Here is a 20,059-nt window from a genome sequence, read left to right as displayed (position 1 = left end):
TTGCGCCACAAGGCGGCCCTGCGCGCGGCGGCCCTGCGCGCGGCGGCCGTGGAAGGGGCTGCGAGGCCGGGTCAGCGTCGCTCGGTGTGGTGGGTGGGTCACGGGTGGCGCGGCGAATGATTAGGGACTCATTACGCGGCTTGGTGCGGTGCGGATGATCGCCGCATGCTTGAGCCGTGCAGACTCGTAAGTTCGCCGCGCTCGCCGGACTGGCCGCCGCCGGCACGGCACTCGGGGTGGCCGAGATCGTGGCGATCTTCACCGGACCCGCCACGTCGCCGCTGGTCAGCGTGGGTGGCGTGGTCATCGACAGCGTGCCCGGCGCGGTGAAGGACCTGGCGGTCCAGATCTTCTACACGTACGACAAGCTGGCGCTCACCATCGGCACCCTGGTCGTGCTGGCCGCCATCGCCGCCGGGATCGGGGTGCTGGCGGGGCGGAACCGGCTCTGGGGATACGCCGGGATCGGGCTCTTCGGGGTCGTGGGGATCGTCGCCGCGCTGAGCAGGCACAACTCGCCCTGGTACGCCTTCGTGCCGACGCTCGTGGGGGCACTGGCGGGAGTCGCCGTGCTGCGGTGGCTGCTCACGCACGAGGCCGGGGACAACGCCACGGCGGAGGAGCGGCGGTGGTTCCTGCGGGCGGCCGGGTACACGCTGGCCGGGGCCGCGGCCGTCGGGTTCTTCGGGCGCTGGTTCTCCACGCGGCGCGGGGTCGAGGCGGATCGCGAGGCGGTCAACCTGCCCACCGTGGCGCCGAACACCGTGGCGCCGCTGCCGTCCGGGGCCGACGCCGGCGTGCCCGACCTGGCGCCGTTCGTCACGCCGAACAAGGATTTCTACCTGATCGACACCTCGCTCGTGTCGCCGCAGCTGACGACCGAGGACTGGAAGCTGCGCATCTACGGCAAGGTCGAGAAGGAGATCACGATCAGCTGGGCCGAGCTGCTGCAACGGCCGATGATCGAGCGGTACATCACGCTGGCCTGCGTCTCCAACGAGGTCGGGGGCGGGCTCATCGGCAACGCGAAGTGGCAGGGCGTGCGGGTTGCCGACCTGCTCGCCGAGGCCAGGCCGCGGGCCGGGGCCGATCAGGTGGTCAGCCGGTCGATCGACGGGTTCACCGCCGGGACGCCGACCGACGTGCTGCTCGACGGGCGCGACGCCATGCTCGCGGTCGCCATGAACGGGGAGCCGCTGCCGGTGCAGCACGGTTTTCCGGTGCGGATGGTGGTGCCCGGCTTGTACGGGTACGTCTCCGCCACAAAATGGCTCGTCGAACTCGAACTGACGTCGTTCGCCGATTTCGACGCCTATTGGATCAAGCGCGGATGGTCGGCCAAGGGTCCGATCAAGACCGAATCGAGAATCGACGCGCCGCGGGACGGGAGCAGTCCGCACGCCGGGGAGATCATGATTGCCGGCGTCGCCTGGGCGCAGCATCGCGGCATTTCCAAGGTCGAGGTCCGGGTCGACAACGGGGCTTGGCAGCAGGCGACGCTGCTGCCCGTACCGTCGATCGACACCTGGCGCCAGTGGACCCTGAAGTGGCAGGCCACGCCCGGCCAGCACCGGATCACGGTGCGCGCGACCGACAACGGCGGCGACACCCAGACAGACGCCGTGGCGCCGCCGGATCCCGACGGCGCCACGGGGTGGCACTCGATCTCTATCGAGGTCAAATAACTAACGGGCGGCGGTGCGCGACCGGGAGTTCCCGGCCGTCACCTGCGGCCGGCGCTGCGACGGCACGCCCGGCGCGGGGTGCGTGGGGCCCGGACGGCCCGGCACCATGCGCAGCGGCTGCTGGGCGCCCGCGTTCGGGGCCGGCGACGGCACGCTCGGGCGCAGGCCCAGCTTCGCCTCCAGGCGCGCGATGTCCACCCGCTGGTGGCGGCGGTCCGACGCGTCCTCCCAGCCCAGCGCCAGCAGCCGGAGCCGCTCGCCCTCGGTGAAGCCGCCCCACACGCCGTACGGCTCGCGCGTGGCCAGAGCCTGCGCGGCGCACTCCGCGCGGACCGGGCACGCCCGGCAGACGTTCTTGGCGGCGGTCTCCCGGCGGCCACGCGAGGCACCGCGCTCACCGTCGGGGTGGAAGAACTGGGCGCTGTCCCGTCCGCGGCACAGGCCGAGTCGCTGCCAGTCCCAGATGTCCGCGATCGGACCGGGCAGGCGAGTCACATTCGTCATTCGCTCCTCCTTCCAGGCGTGCGGCCTGGAATTCGCGCGTCGCACAATCTCTGTACAACGCGCGAGACCGCCACAGGTAACGGCATGTCGTCGGTCAATTTCTCGTAGGCCAATCGCGGCAAAACCACGTCTAGATCTCGCCATTTCGTGTTTCTCTCTTTGAGAGAGAGGAGCACGACGGTGCGTACGATTTTGGTGTGTGTGCGAACACAGGTCGCGGCACAGACGGTCGCCGCTGCCGCGGCCCGGCTTGGAGTGGCACACGCGGTGCGGACCGCCGTCACGATGGTCGAGGCCCTGGCGCGTCTTTCTGAGCAGCCGGCCGACCTGGTGCTGGCGGACCCGACGCTGGCCCGGCCCGACAGTGCGGAGTTCTCCCGCCGCGTGCTGGCCGTGGCGCCGGGCGCGACGGTGGTCTTCTTCGGCACGGAGGAGCCCCGCGCAGCAGCGGCCGCGATCGCGGCGGGCGCCCGGGCGGTCATCCGGGTCGACACCGCGGACCCGGTCACGACGCTGGCCAAGGCGGTGCTGCTGGTGCTGAGCCAGGTGGGCCGCGGCAACGGCGAGCCGGTGCTGCAGGCGCGCGTGGGCGCGCCCAGCCAGGCGGCGGGCGGGATGCTGCAGAACGGGCGCGGACTGCCCGGAGCGGCCAGGACCGCGGTCGGGATGCCCGGGGCGCGGGTCACCGGGGCCGGCGTGCCCCAGCAGCGCGGCGACGTGCCGGGCGAGCCCCCGCGCCGGCGCGTGGAGCTGACCGAGCGCGAGCTGCAGGTGCTGCGCGGGATGGCCGACGGGAAGAGCAACGCCGAGATCGGGCGTGAGCTGTTCGTCTCGGAGGACACGGTCAAGACGCACGCTCGCCGGCTGTTCCGGAAGCTGGGCGCACGCGACCGGGCACACGCCGTAGCAGCGGCGTTCCGTGCCGGGCTTGTGAGCTAGCGGCGCTAGCGCTGCGGGCCATCCGGGGCATGCCGCAGCGGTACCCGCCGCGCGACAAACCTAAACGAGCGCCTGCTGGACGTCAGCCGTCGTTGTCGTCGGTCGCACTCGCGAGTGCGTCATGGACTCCGTCAGCGTAACCCCGCGCGTACTCCCATGTGACGTAATGGTCCGGGTCGGGGTCGAAGGCGGGCTCGTGCACGCGTGGGCGACCCGACGTCAGCAGGTGTTTGAGGTTGCCCCGCAGCAGATCCCAGTCGAAGTAGTGCGGTTCGTGGCAGTCCTCACACTCGATGACGAGCCCACGGACGCCGATCGCCGTGAGCAGCGCCTGGTAGATCTCGAGGTCCGCGAGGTCCTCGAGAACGTCCTGGCGCTCGGCGGCGGTCAACGGGTCTTCGCTTCCGCTGTCGTCGAGCTCGGCCGAGGGATCGGCCGGGTCGCCGGCGAACGGGTCGATGGGCTCTTCGTGCACGTGTCAACGGTATCCCCAAAAGGCCCCGGTGTGGGCCCGGGCACGGCTCTGCCATGGCGGACGGGTGCGGCGCCGGGGCGGAAGTACGATGAGACGCACCCGCCGGACGACCGAGAGCTGGGATGCGCTTCATGGATTTCTCGCGACCTGACGTGCTGCCTTTGGGCCTGACCTTCGACGACGTGCTGCTGCTTCCGGGCGAATCGGACGTGGTCCCCAGTGGCGTGGACACCTCCAGCCGGGTCACCCGGAACATCACCCTCCGGATACCGCTGGTGTCCTCGGCGATGGACACGGTCACCGAGGCCCGCATGGCGATCGCCATGGCCCGCCAGGGCGGCATCGGCACGCTGCACCGCAACATGTCGATCGAGGACCAGGCACTGCAGGTCGACCTGGTGAAACGGTCCGAGGCCGGCATGATCACCAACCCGGTGACCTGCTCGCCCGACGACACGCTGGGCGAGGTCGACGCCATGTGCGGCCGCTACCGCATCTCCGGCGTGCCGGTCACCGACGCCGACGGCCAGCTCGTCGGCATCGTGACCAACCGCGACATGCGCTTCGTGTCCGACCCGGGCGTGCGGGTGCGCGACATCATGACCGTCGCGCCGCTGATCACCGCCCCGGTCGGGGTGAGCAAGGACGAGGCCCTGGCCCTCCTGCGCAAGCACAAGGTCGAGAAGCTGCCGATCGTCGACGACGGCGGCAAGCTGCGCGGCCTGATCACCGTGAAGGACTTCTCCAAGAGCGAGAAGTTTCCGTACGCCACGAAGGACGAGGCCGGCCGCCTGCGGGTCGCCGCCGCGGTGGGGGTCGGCGAGGACTCCTACAAGCGCGCCCGCACGCTGATCGACGCCGGGCTGGACATCGTCATGGTCGACACCGCGCACGGGCACAACCGGCAGGTGCTCGAGATGGTCAGCCGGCTGAAGAAGGAGACCTCGGTCGACGTGGTCGGCGGCAACGTGGCCACCTACGAGGGGGCCAAGGCGCTGGCCGAGGCCGGGGCCGACGCGGTCAAGGTGGGCGTCGGGCCGGGCTCGATCTGCACCACCCGGGTCGTGGCCGGCGTGGGCGTGCCGCAGATCACCGCGATCATGGAGGCGGCCCGGGCCTGTCGCCCGCTCGGCGTGCCCGTGATCGGCGACGGCGGCATGCAGTACTCCGGCGACATCGCCAAGGCCATCGTGGCCGGCGCCGACACCGTGATGCTGGGCAGCCTCCTGGCGGGTTGCGAGGAGAGCCCCGGCGATCTGATCTTCATCAACGGCAAGCAGTTCAAGGCGTACCGCGGGATGGGTTCCCTCGGCGCCATGCAGTCCCGCGGCCAGGCCCGCTCGTACTCCAAGGACCGCTACTTCCAGGACGACGTCAACGCCGACGACAAGCTGGTCCCGGAGGGCATCGAGGGCCAGGTGGCCTACCGCGGCCCGCTCGCCGCCGTCGCCCAGCAGCTGGTCGGCGGCCTGCGCTCCGGCATGGGCTACGTCGGCGCGGGCACGATGCCGGACATGCACGAGCGCGGGCGCCTCATCCGGATCACCGCGGCGGGGCTCAAGGAGAGCCACCCGCACGACATCCAGATGACCGTCGAGGCCCCGAACTACCACTCGCGCTAGCGCTTTCGCGCGAAGCGCTGGGTCGCGAACGCACACCCCCGAGTCAACAGGAGCTGACAATGCGTGACGTGGTCGAGATCGGGCTGAGCAAGAGCGCCCGGCGGGGCTACCACCTGGACGACATCGCGATCGTCCCGACGCGCCGCACCCGCGACGTCGACGACGTTTCCACGAACTGGCAGCTCGACGCGTACCCGTTCAAGATCCCCTGTGTGGCCCACCCGTCCGACGCCACGATGAGCCCGGCCACCGCGGTCGCGCTCGGCAAGCTGGGCGGGCTCGGCGTGCTCAACGTCGAGGGGCTCTGGACGCGGTACAGCGACCCGACCAAGATCCTCGAGGAGCTGGCCGGGCTGGACGACGAGGCCCCGGCCACGGCCCGCCTCCAGGAGGTCTACGCGGAGCCGATCAAGCCCGAGCTGATCGGCGAGCGGGTCAAGGAGATGCGCGACGGCGGCATCACGGTCGCGGTGCGCGTCTCGCCGCAGCACACCCTCGCCCTCGCGCCGGTGATCCTCGACGCCGGGGTGGACATCCTGGTGATCCAGGGCACGCTGGTCTCGGCCGAGCACGTCTCGACCACCGACGAGCCGCTGAACCTCAAGGAGTTCATCGCCGACCTCGACCTGCCGGTCATCGTCGGCGGCTGCACGAACTACCAGACCGCGCTGCACCTCATGCGCACCGGCGCGGCCGGCGTGATCGTGGGCATCGGGGCCGACGAGTGGTCGACCACCGACCGCGTGCTGGGCATCCGGGTGCCGATGGCGACCGCGATCGCCGACGCCGCGGACGCGCGCCGGGACTACCTCGACGAGACCGGCGGCCGGTACGTCCACATCATCGCCGACGGCAACATCCAGACCTCGGGCGACATCGCCAAGGCGCTGGGCTGCGGGGCCGACGCCGTGATGGTCGGCGAGCCGCTGTCGCGCAGCGAGTCCGCCCCGGCCGGCGGCGCCTGGTGGCACTCGGCGGCGAGCCACCCGAAGCTGCCGCGCGGCTCCTTCGGCTCGGCCGAGCCGACGCTGGGCAGCCTGGAGAAGGTGCTCTACGGCCCGTCCGAGGACCCCGACGGCGCGCTGAACCTCTTCGGCGGGCTGCGCCGGGCGATGGCGAAGTGCGGGTACCGCGACCTCAAGGAATTCCAGAAGGTCGGCCTGATCCTGGACAAGTAAGGCGACGTTGAAAGGGGGGTCCGGCGCGCCGGGCCCCCCTTTCGCGCGCCTGCTAGCGGGGCAGCGCCTGCTGGAGTTCCGCGCGCAGCGCCGGGGTCAGCATCTCGCCCGCCTGCTTGGCCAGGCGGGCCATCTCGTAGCCGACCACGCCGATGTCGGCCTCGCGGCCGGCCAGCGTGGCCAGGATCGAGCCGTCGCGGATCGACATGACCAGGAAGAAGCCCTGGCCCATCTCCACCACGGTCTGCTTGACCTCGTCGCCGTCGAAGATCCGTGCTGCCCCGCTGGTCACGCTCACCAGGCCCGACGTGACCGCGGCGAGCTGATCGGCGCTGTCCCGGGGCAGGTGGTCCGAGACGGCCACCAGCAGGCCGTCGGAGGACACCACCACGGCATGGGCGATGCCGGGCACCCGCTCGGTGAACGCGTTGATCAGCCAGCTCAGGTCCCGTGCTTGTTGGCTCAGGGTCACGCCGTGCTCCCTCGATGTTCGTTGATCGGCACCGTGGGCACCTCGTCCTCGTTCGCGGCCCGATGCACGCCACTGTAGAACCGGGTGAGCATGCTGCCCACGCTGGCCGGGTCCGGCTCGGTGTGCGGCACCGTGACCGGCTGCGTATCCTCCGGCGCCGGAACCGGCTCGTTCGGATCGCCGGGCAGCTGCGCCAGGGGTACCCGGATCGGCAGGCCGGCATTGCTCGTGCCGGCGGTCACCGGCTGACGCTGGGCCGGGATGATCGACGCCGGCCGCGGCGCGTCGCCGCCGCCGTCGCGCGACCACCACCGGGTGCTCTTGGCGGGCGCCCCGTTCGAGCCGGACGCCCCGGCGATGATCTCCTCGGCCCGGGCCGGGCGCGGCTTCGAACCGTTGACCGGCCCACCGTTGCTGGGGGGCGCGGAGGCCGGTGCCGCCGAGACCGGTACCGCGGAGACCGGTACCGCGGAGACCGGCGCCTCCGCGGGGACGGGTGGCGCGGCGACCGCGGGCGGTTCCTCCTCCGCCTCCTCAACCACGTCCGAAGAGGACGGCCGGGACGGCAAAGCCGGAATGACCGCGGTCGGCTGGTCGCTGGTGTGCTCGACCGCCGCCGTCGAGCCCTGCGCGCCGTTCCCGTCGACCGGGATCGGCAGCCGGGCCGCGCCCGCGAGCCGGCTGGCCGCGCTGGCGTTGCCGTAGAGGCCGACGCCGTCCGGCGGGGCGGCGAGCAGGCGGGCCGGGAGCGTGACGTACGCCGTGACGCCGTCGTCGTTCGCCGTCAGCCGCACCGAGACGCCGTGCCGGTCCGCGAGGTGACCGACCACGACCAGACCCATCCGCTCGGACGCGGCCACGTCGATCGCGATCGGGCTGGAGACGCGCTCGTTCGCCTCGATGAGGCCGGACTCGGTCATCCCGATGCCCTTGTCCTCGATGACGATCGTCGCCTCGCGGGCCTGCTGGGCCGGCCAGCCGGTCACCGTCACCACCGTGTCGGGCGGGGAGAACGTGGTCGCGTTCTCCAGCAGCTCGGCGAAGAGGTGCACGATGTCGGAGACGGCGTGGCCGACCACGAAGACATCGTTGGACACGTCGTGGCGGATCCGCGCGTACTGCTCGATCTCCGCCATCGCCGCCAGCAGTACCGCGGAGAGCGACACCGGCTGGGCCCACCGCCGCGTCGCCTCGCTGCCCGCGAGGACCAGCAGGTTCTCGTCGTTGCGGCGCATGCGGGTGGCCAGGTGGTCGAGGCGGAACAGGTTGGCCAGCTGGTCCGGGTCGGTCTCGGCCGACTCCAGCTGGTCGAGCAGCTGCAGCTGGCGCTCGACCAGCGTCTGCGAGCGGCGGGCCAGGTTGACGAACATCGAGTTGACGTTGCGCCGCATGACCGCCTGCTCGACGGCCAGGCTGACCGCGCTTCGGTGCACGGCGGTGAACGCGTCCGCCACCTCACCGATCTCGTCGGAGGAGCGCACCCGGGTCGTCGTGTCGACCGTGACCGTCTCGCCCCGGGGCAGTGTTCGCAGCCGCTGGATCGCCTCGGGCAGGCGGTGCTGGGCCACGTCGAGGGCCTGGGCCCGCAGCTGGCGCAGCGAGCGCGCCATCGACCGGCCGATCAGCCAGGACAGCAGCAGCGCCAGGAGCATGACCAGCACGATCGCCGAGGTGGCGACGATCGCGTTGGTGCGCTGGGTGCTGCTCCGCTCGGCCGCGCCGTTGATCGCGTCGTCGAGCATCTGCTGCTCGATCGTGCGGATGTACTGCAGCTCGAGCGTGCTCGCCCGCCACCAGTCCTCGGCCGAGACGCCGACCTGCGCGCCCCGGGCCCGGGAGATGATCTCCTGCTGGAGCCGGGCGACCGTGGCCACGGCGGCGTACTTGAGGTTCTTGTCGTACAGCGCCAGGTGCCGCGGGCTCGCCGAGGCGCGGAACCGCTCGACCGCGGCGACCTGCCGCGCCTGGATCTCCGAGAAGGTCTCGAAGTCGTCGGGCGCGAACTTGCCGGCGCTGGCCGCGGCGAAGATCCGCCCGCGCAGCTGGTCCTTGAGCTCCTTGGCCTGGGCGAGGTCCATCAGCGAGGAGACCTCGGCCACCGACTGGGAGTCGCCGCCGATGTCGGGCCGGTCCGGCACCAGGTCGAAGAGGTGCTGGATGGTCACCGAGTAGGCGTCGAACACCGCCTCCTCGCGCAGCCACCGGTGGGCCACGCCGTCGCGGACCAGGCCGAGGTCGGTGAAGTCGGCGCCGATCCGGTTCTGCACCCCGGAGAAGATCGGGTTGCGCAGCAGCGGGCGCGCCTGCTCGGAGAAGGCCAGCAGCGCGGCGTCGGTCTCGCCCTGGCTGGCGGCGAGGTCGTTGGCGTCGGGATTCGGACCGGACGGCGCCGGGCCGGTGGTCGACTTGGCGAGATATCCGACCGTTCGGTCCCTTTCCAGCTGCAACTGGTGGATCAGATCGGTCAACTGGGTGCCGACCTTGACCCCTTGGGCGAACTGGTCCAGCTTGGTCGCATCCTGCACGGAGACGTTGATCTGCACACCGGCGATGACCAGGAAGGCCACCGCGGGCAGTACGAGCACCGCCGCGAGCTTCGTGGGCACGCGCCAGTCGCGCACCCTGAACAGGGATGCGCTGCGCCGTTGCGGTTCCCCCGGCCGTCTACGGCGATGGCTGTTCACCTTCATCACGACGGCTGGAGCCCTCGTCGAAGGCGGCGAAGCGAAGGTCTGCACCCCTCCACACCTTTCGCATGCGTCATCGCGCTGCTGAGCAGCGTGCGGCACTTATCAAACCAGGGTTGCGACCTGTGTCCAACCACGTCATAGTGGCGCAGGTCACAATACTCGAAGCCGGACAGCGGGCTTGCTACCCATTGATCAGACGGGAAGGATACGGCCGTCCGACCTGCAACGCTTCATGAGGAGTCATTCGCCGTGCGCACCCGGGGCCGCCGGCCCGCAGTGATCGCCCTCATTCTGGCGACGGCGTTACTCATGTCCGCTTGCACGGGCGACGCGAAGCCGGCCGCGACCGCACCCGCGAGCATCGCCATCGGACTTCTGGTGCCCACCGGCGGCCCCAACGCCCAGCTCGGCCAGCAGGCCACCCTGGGCGCCCGGCTCGCCATCGAGGTGGTCAACCGGGACATCCCGACCAAGCCGCTGCCGCTGCCGCTCGGCCCGAGCGTCGGCCTGCACGGCAACACCAAGCTTTCGCTGCTCACGAGCAACACCGACAGCGCGCCGGAGAAGGTCGACAAGGAAGCGACCAAGCTCGTCGACGACGGCGCCGTCGGGCTCGTCCTGGCCGACACCATCGAGGTCACCCAGGTCGCCAGCCGGGTCGCCGAGCAGCTCGGCGTCTCCCTGGTCGACGCCCTGAGCACCTCGGACGGCTTCGGCACGAACAGCCGGACCGGGCACTTCCGCATCCAGCCGACCGACCGGCGCGAGGTCGGCGCGGCGCTGGACCTGCTCTACCGGTACCGGGGCACGCCCAACCAGGTGAAGCGGATCGTGACGGCCGCCGGCACGCCGGCCACCCCGGCCCTGACCGAGGAGGCGAACCTCCTCAAGGGCTCGATCGAGGACCTGAGCCTCTCCGCCGGCTACGAGGTGCCGGCCAAGGAGAAGGTCGTGCCGCTCACCGGCAGCGAGGCCGGCCAGCCCAACGGCCTGGTGGTGAAGGGCGACGCCGTGCTCGCCATCGTCACCAGCGCGGCCGAGGCGAGCGCCGCCAACGACCTGGCCGTGAAGCTCAAGGGCACCGCCCAGGTGATCGCGATCGGCCCGGCCGTGTCCGCGCTGGACGGCGTGAAGAACCAGACCGCGCTGCGCGCCACCGGCTGGTCGAACGAGTTCGCCACCCGCAACCCGACGGCCCAGGTCATCGGCGCGATGTTCGAGCAGGCGTACCACACCAAGCTCACCGAGGTCGCCGCCAACGCGTTCATGGCCACCATGACCCTGGCGATGTCGATGGACCAGGCCACGGACTACTCCAAGCAGGCCGTGCGCAACTCGGTCCAGCAGCTCACCCTGCCGGCCACGCAGACGATCATGCCGTGGAACGGGGTGCGGTTCGACGGCAACGGCGTGAACCAGCTCGCCGCGGGCGTGGTGGAGCAGCGCACGTCGAACGGGTACATGCTCGTGCACCCGGCCGAGCTCGCGATCACGCAGGTTTCGAGCCTCTGACGCCGCTGCCTACCCGAGGTGGGTTCGCAGCGCCCCCGGGTCGCTGCGGACCAGCTCGTTGAGGTCGAGCACCGCGCCGGAGTCCGGGGCCACCAGCCGCCGGGGCAGCAGCGGGTGCTCGCGCCGCCAGCCCTTGCGCAGCAGCGCGTACTCCACCACGACCGCCAGCAGCGCCGCCCCCATCCACGGCGGGGGCGCCTCGCCCTCCGCGTCCGGGTCGCGCGGCAGGCCGCGGCGGGCCCGCTCCACGTCCACCGGGCGGCGCAGCAGGGTGCCGGCCAGCTCGTCGCGGTCGTCCGGGACGCGCCCGAGGACCTCGTTGACCGCCTCCACGTACTGCCGGGCCCGCCGCTCCACGTCCGGCAGGTAGGACTCCACCGGCAGGTCGGCCAGGCGCACCCACGCCTCGCCGGAGTTGGGCAGCACCTCGGCGGCCAGCGTGCGCATCGCGGCCGGGCCGAGCTCGTCGAGGTGGACGGCGCCGGGGTCCAGCGCCACCAGCGGCCCGTCGGCCGACGTGCGGATCTCCGCCGCGAGCCCCGGATGGCGCACGGCCAGCGCGGCCCGGTCGAGGTCGGTCGAGGGGGCGCCCCAGCGGGACAGCCGCAGCCGCCAGCCGTCGTGCAGGTCCTCGGCCTGGATCGGGCCGGTGGTGGGCAGCGAGCCGGTGCTGAACGCCGACATGGTGCCCGAGGCCAGCGGGGCCGCGGCGAAGGCCGCGAACGCCGCCCCGATCGCCGCCGCCTTGAGCAGCGCCCGGCCCGCGTCCTCGACCGCCGACAGGCCGCCGCCGGCCGCGGTGATCGCGATCGCGTCGCGGACCTGCTCGGCCTCGGCCAGCAGCGGCTCCGTGGCCTCCAGCAGCCGGGCGTGGCGGATCGCCGCCTTCTCCGAGGCCGGGTGCCGGCGGCGCGCCTCGAGCAGGCCGCGCACCAGGTCGGGGTGGCGCGACGGGGGCAGCGCGAGCTCGTGGGCGAGCAGCACGCGCAGCTGATCGGCGGAGAGCCCCCAGACCAGGGGCACGCCGACGACGAGCACGCCGCCGTCGGTGCGGGCGGTGGCGTGGCCTCCCAGGTGTACCGAATGCGGCGCCGCCACATCGGCGAACTTCACGGCGTCCAGGACCACCGAGTGCAGACCCGCGTGGTGGCTCGCATCCACGGCCGGCAGGGGTGGCGACGGCACGGCGGCCGGTCCTCCGCCCAGCAGCCGGCGACCACGCCAGACGGGCAGCCCGCCGGGAAGTCTCGCCATAGTTGACCAGTCTGCCGCACATGACCGCGGAAACCGAAGGGGCTACCGCCTAAGTTACCGGCGGGTCACAATGCAGCATGCGCTACGACGTGGTGGTGATCGGGTCGGGATTCGGCGGCAGCGTCACCGCGCTGCGCCTGGCCGAGAAGGGCTACTCGGTGGCCGTCCTGGAGGCCGGGCGGCGCTTCGCCGACGACGAGTTCCCCAAGACCTCCTGGGACGCCCGGCGCTTCCTGTGGGCGCCGGCGCTCGGCTGCTTCGGCATCCAGCGGATCACCATGCTGCGCAACGTGGTCGTGCTCGCCGGCGCCGGGGTCGGGGGCGGCTCTTTGGTCTATGCCAACACGCTGTACCGGCCGCCGAAGCCCTTCTATGCGGACCCGCAGTGGCGCGACATCGCCGACTGGGAGGCCGAGCTCGCGCCGTTCTACGACCAGGCCGAGCGGATGCTGGGGGTGACGACCTACGCCCGCACCACCGCCGCCGACCGCGCCTTCCAGCGGGTCGCGGAGCGGATGGGCGTCGGGGACTCCTTCCACCCCACCCCGGTCGGCGTGTACTTCGGCCGCTCCGGCGTGGACCCCTACTTCGGCGGCGCCGGGCCGGAGCGCCAGTCCTGCGAGCACTGCGGGTCCTGCATGACCGGGTGCCGCGTCGGGGCCAAGAACACGCTCGTCAAGAACTACCTCTACCTGGCCGAAGAGCAGGGCGCGCGGGTGTACCCGCTGACGACCGTCACCGCCGTGCGCCCGTCGGGCAGTGGCGATGCCGGGGGTGGCTACCGCGTGGAGACCCGCGGGACCGACCGGCGCCGGCGCCGGCAGACGTTCGAGGCGGGCCAGGTGGTCCTCGCCGCCGGCGCGCTGGGCACCCAGCGGCTGCTGCACCGGATGCGGGCCGAGGGCGCGCTGCCGAACGTCTCGGCGCGGCTGGGGCGGCTCACCCGTACCAACTCCGAATCCATCGTCGGCGCCCGCTCGCTGCGCCGGGGCGTGGACTTCACCGACGGCGTGGCCATCACCAGCTCGTTCCATCCGGACGCCGACACCCACATCGAGCCGGTGCGCTACGGGCCCGGGTCCAACGCGATGGGCCTGCTGCAGACCGTGCTCACCGACGGCGGGCCGTGGCGGCCGCTGCGCTGGTTCGGGGCCTTCTTCCGGCACCCGCTGCGCCACCTGCGGATCCTGTCCGTGCACCGGTGGTCGCACAAGACGGTGATCGCGCTGGTCATGCAGTCCCGCGACAACTCGCTGGACGTGCACTGGAGGCGCGGGTGGACCGGACGGCGGCGGCTCACCACCACGCAGGGGCACGGCGAGCCGAACCCGGCCTGGATCCCGGCGGGCAACGAGGCGGTGCGCCTGCTGGCCGAGGAGATCGGCGGGCTGCCCGGCGGCGGCTGGTCCGAGGTGTTCAACATTCCGCTGACCGCGCACATCCTTGGCGGGGCGGCGATCGGCGACTCGGCGGCGAGCGGGGTCGTGGACGGGTACCACCGCGTCTTCGGCCATCCGGGACTGCACGTCGTCGACGGCGCCGCGGTCTCGGCCAACCTGGGGGTGAACCCGTCGCTGACCATCGCGGCCCAGGCCGAGCGGGCCGCATCGATGTGGCCGAACCGGGGCGAGCCCGATCCCCGGCCCGAGCTGGGCGCGCCCTACGTCCCCGTGGCGCCGATAGCTCCGTCACGCCCGGCCGTCCCCGCGGAGGCCCCGGCGGCGCTCCGACTAGGCTTTTCGGCATGACCACGCCGCAGCCAGTGCTCGTCGTCGACTTCGGTGCCCAGTACGCGCAGCTGATCGCCCGCCGCGTCCGCGAGGCCCACGTCTACTCGGAGATCGTGCCGAGCTCGATGCCGGTCGCCGAGATGCTGGCCAAGCGCCCCGCCGCGATCATCCTCTCGGGCGGCCCGTCGTCGGTCTACGAGGAGGGCGCGCCCCAGGTCGACCCGGCGATGTTCGCGGCCGGCGTCCCGGTCTTCGGCATCTGCTACGGCTTCCAGGCGATGGCGGTCGCGCTGCACGGCGAGGCGGCCCACACCGGCAACCGCGAGTTCGGCGGCACCGCCCTGACGATCGCCGGCGACGGCGGCGTCCTGCTGCGCGGCCTCGACGGCGAGCAGTCGGTCTGGATGAGCCACGGCGACTGCGTCACGGCCGCCCCGGCCGGGTTCACGGTCACCGGCGGCTCGCCGGGCGCCCCGGTCGCCGCGTTCGAGGACACCGAGCGCCGCCTGGCCGGCGTGCAGTTCCACCCCGAGGTCGCGCACACGCCGCACGGCCAGGAGATCCTGCGCCGCTTCCTCTACGAGATCGCCGGGCTCGAGCCCACCTGGACCTCCAACAACATCATCGAGGAGCAGGTCGCGGCGATCCGGGCCAAGGTCGGCAGCAAGCGGGTCATCTGCGGGCTGTCCGGCGGCGTGGACTCCGCGGTCGCCGCGGCGCTCGTCCAGCGGGCCGTCGGCGACCAGCTCACCTGCGTCTTCGTCGACCACGGGCTGCTGCGCGCGGGCGAGGCGGAGCAGGTCGAGAAGGACTACGTGGCCGCCACCGGGATCAACCTCAAGGTGGTCGACGCCTCCGCCACCTTCCTCGGGGCGCTGGCCGGCGTCACCGACCCGGAGCAGAAGCGCAAGATCGTCGGGCGCGAGTTCATCCGCACCTTCGAGGCCGCGGCCCGCGAGCTCGACGCCGAGGGGCACGTCGAGTTCCTGGTCCAGGGCACGCTCTACCCGGACGTGGTCGAGTCCGGCGGCGGCACCGGCACGGCCAACATCAAGTCGCATCACAACGTCGGCGGGCTCCCGGACGACCTGCAGTTCGCCCTGGTCGAGCCGCTGCGGACGCTGTTCAAGGACGAGGTCCGGGCGATCGGGGCCGCCCTCGGGCTGCCCGAGGAGATCGTCATGCGCCACCCCTTCCCGGGGCCGGGGCTGTCGATCCGGATCATCGGCGCGGTCGACGAGGAGCGGCTGGCCATCCTGCGCGCGGCCGACCTGATCGCCCGCGAGGAGCTCACCGCGGCCGGCCTGGACCGCAGCGTCTGGCAGTTCCCGGTGGTGCTGCTGGCCGACGTGCGCAGCGTCGGGGTGCAGGGCGACGGCCGGACCTACGGGCACCCGATCGTGCTGCGCCCGGTCTCCAGCGACGACGCCATGACGGCCGACTGGTCGCGCCTGCCGCACGAGCTGATCGCCAAGATTTCGACCCGGATAACGAACGAGGTCCGCGAGGTCAACCGCGTGGTCGTCGATGTTACGTCGAAGCCCCCGGGCACCATTGAATGGGAATGAATCCCTCTTCAGGGGTAATCCGCTCTTGTACTTGTAGCGGAAAGCCGGACAATTTATTTCCGTGACTCCAGCGTTACAACCGCTGCGGCGCATCGCGGCCTACTGCGTGTGCGCCGACGGCGACGCCTTCCTGCTCGTGCGGGCCTCGGCCAAGTCCGGGACGCCCGGCGCCTGGTCGCTGCCCGGCGGCGCCGTCGACCACGGTGAGAACCCGGTCGACACCGTCGTGCGCGAGACCGCGGCCGAGACCGGCCTGTCCGTCGCCGTCGTGGGGCTGCGCGACGTGCTGGCCGACATGCGGGCGTTGCCCCAGCGCGGGCTGACCATCCACACGGACCGGCTGATCTACGAGGTCTCGGTCCGCGGCGGCGCGCTGCGCGACCGGGTCGGCCAGCCGACCGACCTGGCCCGCTGGGTGACGCTGGAGGAGGCGCAGACCCTGCCGCTGCGCCGGTTCACCGCCGACGCGCTCGGGCTGCCCGAGGCGACGGCCGACATCCGGCCCGACGGCACGCCGCAGGTGCCCTCGTTCTACGCGGTCCCCGGCCCCGACGGGCTGCACCGGGCGCAGCGCTTCGCCGCCTACGCGGTCTGCACCGACCGGCGCAACCGCGTCCTGCTCACCCGCATCTCCGACGGCTATCCCGGGGGCGGCTGCTGGCACCTGCCGGGTGGGGGTACCGACTTCGGCGAGCAGCCGGGCGTCGCGCTCATCCGCGAGCTGGTCGAGGAGACCGGCCAGGAGGGGCGGATCGTCGAGCTGCTCGGCGTGGCCAGCCACCGCGACGCGGCCCAGCTCGGCCCGGAGGGCTACCCGATCGACTGGCACGGCGTGCGCGCGTTCTACCGGGTCCAGGTGGCCCGCTCGAGCCGCCCGGTCATCCACGACGTCGGCGGCTCGACCGCCGAGGCGCGCTGGTTCGACCCGGAGGAGCTCGACGAGCTGCCATTGACGGAGGTGACCGAGGAGGCCCTGCGCGGGGTCGGCCTACGCTGATCACCATGACGCAGACACGGGTGATCACGGTGTACGGCCGCCTGCCGGGCGCCACCGAGGATGTCGGCGGACCGATCCGGCACGGGGAGAACCCGGCGTCGGCGGTGGTCCGGCTGTTCCGGGAGAGTGCTGGAGTGCCGGTCTCGGTTTCCCGGGTACGCGAGGTGCTCGCCCTCACCACGCCCGACCTGCACGAGGACCGCGTCCTCTTCGACGTCGTGCCCGCCGCCGCGTTCCCCGAGGACGGCGACCGCGCGGCCGAGTCCGACCTGCCCAAGGGCCAGCGCTTCGCCGCCTACGGGTTCGTCAGGGACCCGGCCGGCCGGGTCCTGCTCACCGAGATCGCGACCGGGTTCCCCGGCGCCGGCCGCTGGCACCTGCCGGGCGGCGGCACGGACGTCGGCGAGCAGCCGGCCGAGGCGCTGCTGCGGGAGCTGTACGAGGAGACCGGCCAGCAGGGCGAGATCGTCGAGCTGCTCGGGGTGACCCACCGGCGCAGCTCCGGTCTGGTCGGCCCGGAGGGGTACCCGATGAACTGGCACGCGGTCCGCGCGCTCTACCGCGTGCTGGTGCCCGCGCCGTCGACACCGAGCGTGACCGAGGCGGCCGGCGGCTCGACCGCGGCGGCGGCCTGGTTCGAGCCCGGCGACCTCGCCGGCCTGGAGGTCACCGAAGTTGTGCACTGGGCGCTCTCACTGCCCGCAACGGGGGAGTGACCGGCGTCGTTAAAATGGACTAGAGGTTAACGAATAACTACACTGAGTAGTTCAACGGCTCGCACGACACGGCGGTTTCCTTCCTGAGGCATCGCCAATCGCGACCTGATATGAGACCGTGTAGATCGCGAGACCGTCTCGCGAAACGGACATCGAGGGTCGAAAGGCCCAAAAAAACGACCGTGGGAACCCCGTTCCTACAGTGGAGGATCAGTGCCGAGCACACCTTGGCAGCGACGACGCACCACGGACAGCCCGCGCCCCGGTGGCGGACGGCAATGGGCGGGACGGCTGCGGCGCAGCGGTTCCCTCGCCCGCCGGGTGCTTTTCGCCGGCCGCGTCGGTCGTCGCGGTGACGGCAATGTGGCCGGCGCGACCTCCCTGCTCGTGCCCGCGGTGGAGACCGACGAGCGCACCGGCCGGGTCCGCCTCCCGCGCCTGCGGATGCGCCGCCGTGACGGTCTGTCACGCGACCTGACCGCGCTCGCGCCGATCAGCCCGCCGGTCGTCTCGGCCGCGCCCGCGCCGGACGTCGCGGAGGAGTCCTCCCTCTCGATCCCGCTGCTGCCCGGTGAGCGCACCGTGGCCCGGCGGATCCGCTTCGCGCTGGTCAACGCCTGCACGCTGTCGAGTCTCATGCTCGGCCTGTCGGCCATCTTCATCGCGGTCAACCACGGCGACGTGCGGGTGGCGGCCTCGCTGCTCATCGCCTGCGTCGTCTTCGACGGCCTGGACGGCTTCCTGGCCCGCCGCCTCGGCGTGGCCAGCCCCTTCGGTGCGCAGATGGACTCGCTGGCCGACATGTGCTCGTTCGGCCTGGCGGCGCCGGTGGTGGTCTACGCCTGGCTCAACGGCTCGGCCCCCGGCTGGCTGCTCGTCCCGGCCTGCGCCCTGGTCGCGGCGGCGGCGGCGATCCGGCTCGCCCGGTTCAACGTCTCGCCGAAGGACGGCCGCTTCTTCTGCGGCGTGCCGACCACGATGTGCGCGGCGGTGCTGGCGCTCAGCACGCTGATCGCGCCGCAGATGCCGGCCGCGCTGCGGGTCGCCGGGGTGGTGCTGCTCGGGCTGGCGATGGTGTCCAGCTTCCCGTACGCGAAGCTCGCCCGGCTGCTGAAGCTGCCGCCGTGGCTGCTGGTGCTGCCGGTGGTGGGCGCGCTGGTCGACTACCAGGTGACGTTCGTGGTGGTCGTGTTCGCGTACCTGGTGAGCGGGCCGCTGCTGTGGCTGAAGCACCGCAACTGAGCTCTGCATGAAGAACGGCCCCGCTCGCTGGTGAGCGGGGCCGTTTTCTGTGTCCGACAAGTCGGGCGCCGGCGCGCCGCGACTTATCGGATTTATCGGTATGTCCGGTTCTCAGCGCCAGGTGGCGATCACGGTCTGGCCGCCGATCACGCGGTCGCCGGGCGCCACCTCGGGGTCGGCCTGGTCGGCGGGCAGGTAGACGTCGGTGCGGGAGCCGAACCGGATCAGCCCGAAGCGCTCGCCCTTGGCCAGCAGCGACCCGATCGGCGCGCGCTGCACGATCCGGCGGGCGATCAGGCCGGTGCGCTGCACCACGGCGACCGGGCCGCGGGCGGTCTCCAGCAGGGTGTACGCCGCGACGTTGTGCTCCGCCTCGGGCTTCATCGCCGCCGCGTAGCCGCCGTCCTCCACGAAGTAGTCGACGACCTTGCCGGCCACGGGCGACCGGTTCACGTGCACGTCGAGCACCGACAGGAACACGGCGATGCGCAGGAACTCCATGTCGCCGAAGCGCTTGTCGTGCATCCGCTCCACGCCCAGGACCTTGCCGTCGCTGGCCGCCACGATCGCGTTGGCGTCCTCGGGCACGTCGCGCTGCGGGTCGCGGAAGAACGCCGCCACCGGGGCCGCGGCCAGGGCCGGGACCAGCCAGAGCTTCGACTTCGGCCGGGCCGCCTTGGCCAGCGCGGCCAGGCCCAGCGCGATGCCGGCCGCGGCCACGCCGTTGGAGTCGATGTTCATCCCGCGGGTGAGCGGCACGCTGGACGGGCGCAGGGCCGGCAGCAGGTTCGAGGCGATGCTGTGGTGGGCCGGGGTGTGCCGCAGGCGGTGGATGCGCACCGGCGGGACGTTGCGCAGGACGAGGTCGCTGCCGACGCCGTACAGCGCGGCCTGGCGCTCCACCTCGTCGGCCGCGCCGCTGGGCAGGCGGGTCGCGGGCACCACGACGGTGAGCACGCCGCCGTCGGCGACCAGCTTGGCCAGGCCGGCGAGCACCTCGCGGGCGTCCTCGGCGCTGCCGGTGAGGGCCTCGGCGTGCACGACCACGTCGGCGGGCTCGGCGTTGTCGATCGAGTCGATCACCCGGGTGCGCTCGGCGACCCAGCGGCCCTGGCGCTCCACGTGCTCGCGCAGCGCGGCGGCCGATCCGGAACCGGAGGCGACCACGGTCAGCCGGTCGTCGGGCAGCAGCGCGTCGATCACCGCGGCCAGGGCCGGGGAGCCGGCGGCCGCGCCGATCACCAGGCCGGTCTTGGGACCACCGTGGCGGGCGAGCTCGGAGGCGAGGACCCGGGCGGCCCGGTCACCGATCTGGGTCGGGCGGCGGGGCGCGCCGGACGTGCCGCCAACGGGAAACTGGGTCATCTCGGAAGGGCTCCTCAAAGGCAGATGGCGGAATTTCGATCAAGGCCGCGAACGACAGCCGGCCGACGGGGTACGCAACCCCGTCGGCCAGCATATTCCGTGCCGCGATG

The 20,059-nt window shown here is 72.3% G+C and carries 16 protein-coding genes; 10 read left to right on the top strand and 6 right to left on the bottom strand.

Translation table 11 applies throughout. The annotated features are described in order from the left end of the window. Window positions 1-176 precede the first annotated feature (176 nt). Window positions 177-1,685, top strand: a complete 1,509-nt coding sequence (locus tag ACQPZ4_RS47685) for a molybdopterin-dependent oxidoreductase (RefSeq protein ID WP_433052334.1) — start codon at window positions 177-179, stop codon at window positions 1,683-1,685. Here ACQPZ4_RS47685 and ACQPZ4_RS47680 read toward each other — a convergent pair whose 3' ends face one another. Beyond that, a complete protein-coding gene (locus ACQPZ4_RS47680) occupies window positions 1,686-2,189 on the bottom strand; it encodes a WhiB family transcriptional regulator (protein WP_433052331.1) in 504 nt (167 codons plus the stop codon). 180 nt (window positions 2,190-2,369) lie between these two features. On the opposite strand from ACQPZ4_RS47680, the gene ACQPZ4_RS47675 reads away from it, so the two are divergent. Beyond that, window positions 2,370-3,128, top strand: coding sequence for a helix-turn-helix domain-containing protein (locus tag ACQPZ4_RS47675; RefSeq protein WP_433052328.1), 759 nt, complete (start codon window positions 2,370-2,372; stop codon window positions 3,126-3,128). Window positions 3,129-3,210: 82 nt separating this feature from the next. Here ACQPZ4_RS47675 and ACQPZ4_RS47670 read toward each other — a convergent pair whose 3' ends face one another. Next, window positions 3,211-3,603, bottom strand: a complete 393-nt coding sequence (locus ACQPZ4_RS47670; RefSeq protein WP_345126198.1) for a DUF5319 domain-containing protein — start codon at window positions 3,601-3,603, stop codon at window positions 3,211-3,213. Window positions 3,604-3,725: 122 nt separating this feature from the next. Between ACQPZ4_RS47670 and guaB the strand changes: the two genes are divergently transcribed. After that, a complete protein-coding gene (gene guaB / locus ACQPZ4_RS47665) occupies window positions 3,726-5,225 on the top strand; it encodes an IMP dehydrogenase (RefSeq protein WP_433052324.1) in 1,500 nt (499 codons plus the stop codon). Between the two features lie 59 nt (window positions 5,226-5,284). Next, window positions 5,285-6,403, top strand: a complete 1,119-nt coding sequence (locus ACQPZ4_RS47660) for a GuaB3 family IMP dehydrogenase-related protein (RefSeq protein ID WP_433052321.1) — start codon at window positions 5,285-5,287, stop codon at window positions 6,401-6,403. A 52-nt stretch (window positions 6,404-6,455) separates the two neighbouring features. Here the strand turns inward: ACQPZ4_RS47660 and ACQPZ4_RS47655 are convergent, their stop codons facing one another. Further along, a complete protein-coding gene (locus ACQPZ4_RS47655; protein ID WP_425556692.1) occupies window positions 6,456-6,875 on the bottom strand; it encodes a roadblock/LC7 domain-containing protein in 420 nt (139 codons plus the stop codon). Next, entirely contained in the window at window positions 6,872-9,481 is a 2,610-nt protein-coding gene (locus tag ACQPZ4_RS47650; protein WP_433052320.1) for a sensor histidine kinase, read from the bottom strand. The genes ACQPZ4_RS47655 and ACQPZ4_RS47650 overlap by 4 nt, the downstream gene beginning before the upstream one ends. A gap of 393 nt (window positions 9,482-9,874) precedes the next feature. On the opposite strand from ACQPZ4_RS47650, the gene ACQPZ4_RS47645 reads away from it, so the two are divergent. After that, window positions 9,875-11,077 (top strand): ABC transporter substrate-binding protein, encoded by a 1,203-nt coding sequence (locus ACQPZ4_RS47645; RefSeq protein ID WP_433052317.1) that lies wholly within the window; start codon window positions 9,875-9,877, stop codon window positions 11,075-11,077. A gap of 9 nt (window positions 11,078-11,086) precedes the next feature. On the opposite strand, the gene ACQPZ4_RS47640 is transcribed toward ACQPZ4_RS47645, so the two are convergent. After that, window positions 11,087-12,331 (bottom strand): hypothetical protein, encoded by a 1,245-nt coding sequence (locus ACQPZ4_RS47640; RefSeq protein ID WP_433052314.1) that lies wholly within the window; start codon window positions 12,329-12,331, stop codon window positions 11,087-11,089. 77 nt (window positions 12,332-12,408) lie between these two features. Here ACQPZ4_RS47640 and ACQPZ4_RS47635 point away from each other — a divergent pair, with 77 nt between their 5' ends. The 5 genes from ACQPZ4_RS47635 (at window position 12,409) to ACQPZ4_RS47615 (ending at window position 18,584) form a co-directional block, all read left to right on the top strand. Next, on the top strand, window positions 12,409-14,079 hold the full coding sequence (locus ACQPZ4_RS47635; protein WP_433052311.1) for an FAD-dependent oxidoreductase: 1,671 nt from the start codon (window positions 12,409-12,411) through the stop codon (window positions 14,077-14,079). Further along, window positions 14,076-15,629: a glutamine-hydrolyzing GMP synthase gene (gene guaA, locus ACQPZ4_RS47630; RefSeq protein WP_433052308.1), complete on the top strand. Its 1,554-nt coding sequence runs from the start codon at window positions 14,076-14,078 to the stop codon at window positions 15,627-15,629. Before ACQPZ4_RS47635 ends, guaA begins: the two co-directional genes overlap by 4 nt. A 61-nt stretch (window positions 15,630-15,690) precedes the next feature. Next, entirely contained in the window at window positions 15,691-16,626 is a 936-nt protein-coding gene (locus ACQPZ4_RS47625; protein WP_433052305.1) for an NUDIX domain-containing protein, read from the top strand. 5 nt (window positions 16,627-16,631) lie between these two features. After that, on the top strand, window positions 16,632-17,342 hold the full coding sequence (locus ACQPZ4_RS47620) for an NUDIX hydrolase (protein ID WP_433052302.1): 711 nt from the start codon (window positions 16,632-16,634) through the stop codon (window positions 17,340-17,342). 291 nt (window positions 17,343-17,633) lie between these two features. Further along, window positions 17,634-18,584, top strand: coding sequence for a CDP-alcohol phosphatidyltransferase family protein (locus ACQPZ4_RS47615; protein WP_433067045.1), 951 nt, complete (start codon window positions 17,634-17,636; stop codon window positions 18,582-18,584). Between the two features lie 111 nt (window positions 18,585-18,695). Here the strand turns inward: ACQPZ4_RS47615 and ACQPZ4_RS47610 are convergent, their stop codons facing one another. Beyond that, entirely contained in the window at window positions 18,696-19,949 is a 1,254-nt protein-coding gene (locus ACQPZ4_RS47610) for a phosphatidylserine decarboxylase (RefSeq protein ID WP_433052299.1), read from the bottom strand. Window positions 19,950-20,059: the final 110 nt, after the last annotated feature.

The sequence above is a fragment of the Dactylosporangium sp. CS-033363 genome (genome assembly GCF_050942475.1).
Taxonomy (GTDB): domain Bacteria; phylum Actinomycetota; class Actinomycetes; order Mycobacteriales; family Micromonosporaceae; genus Dactylosporangium.
This window is presented reverse-complemented; position numbering and strand designations above follow the sequence as displayed.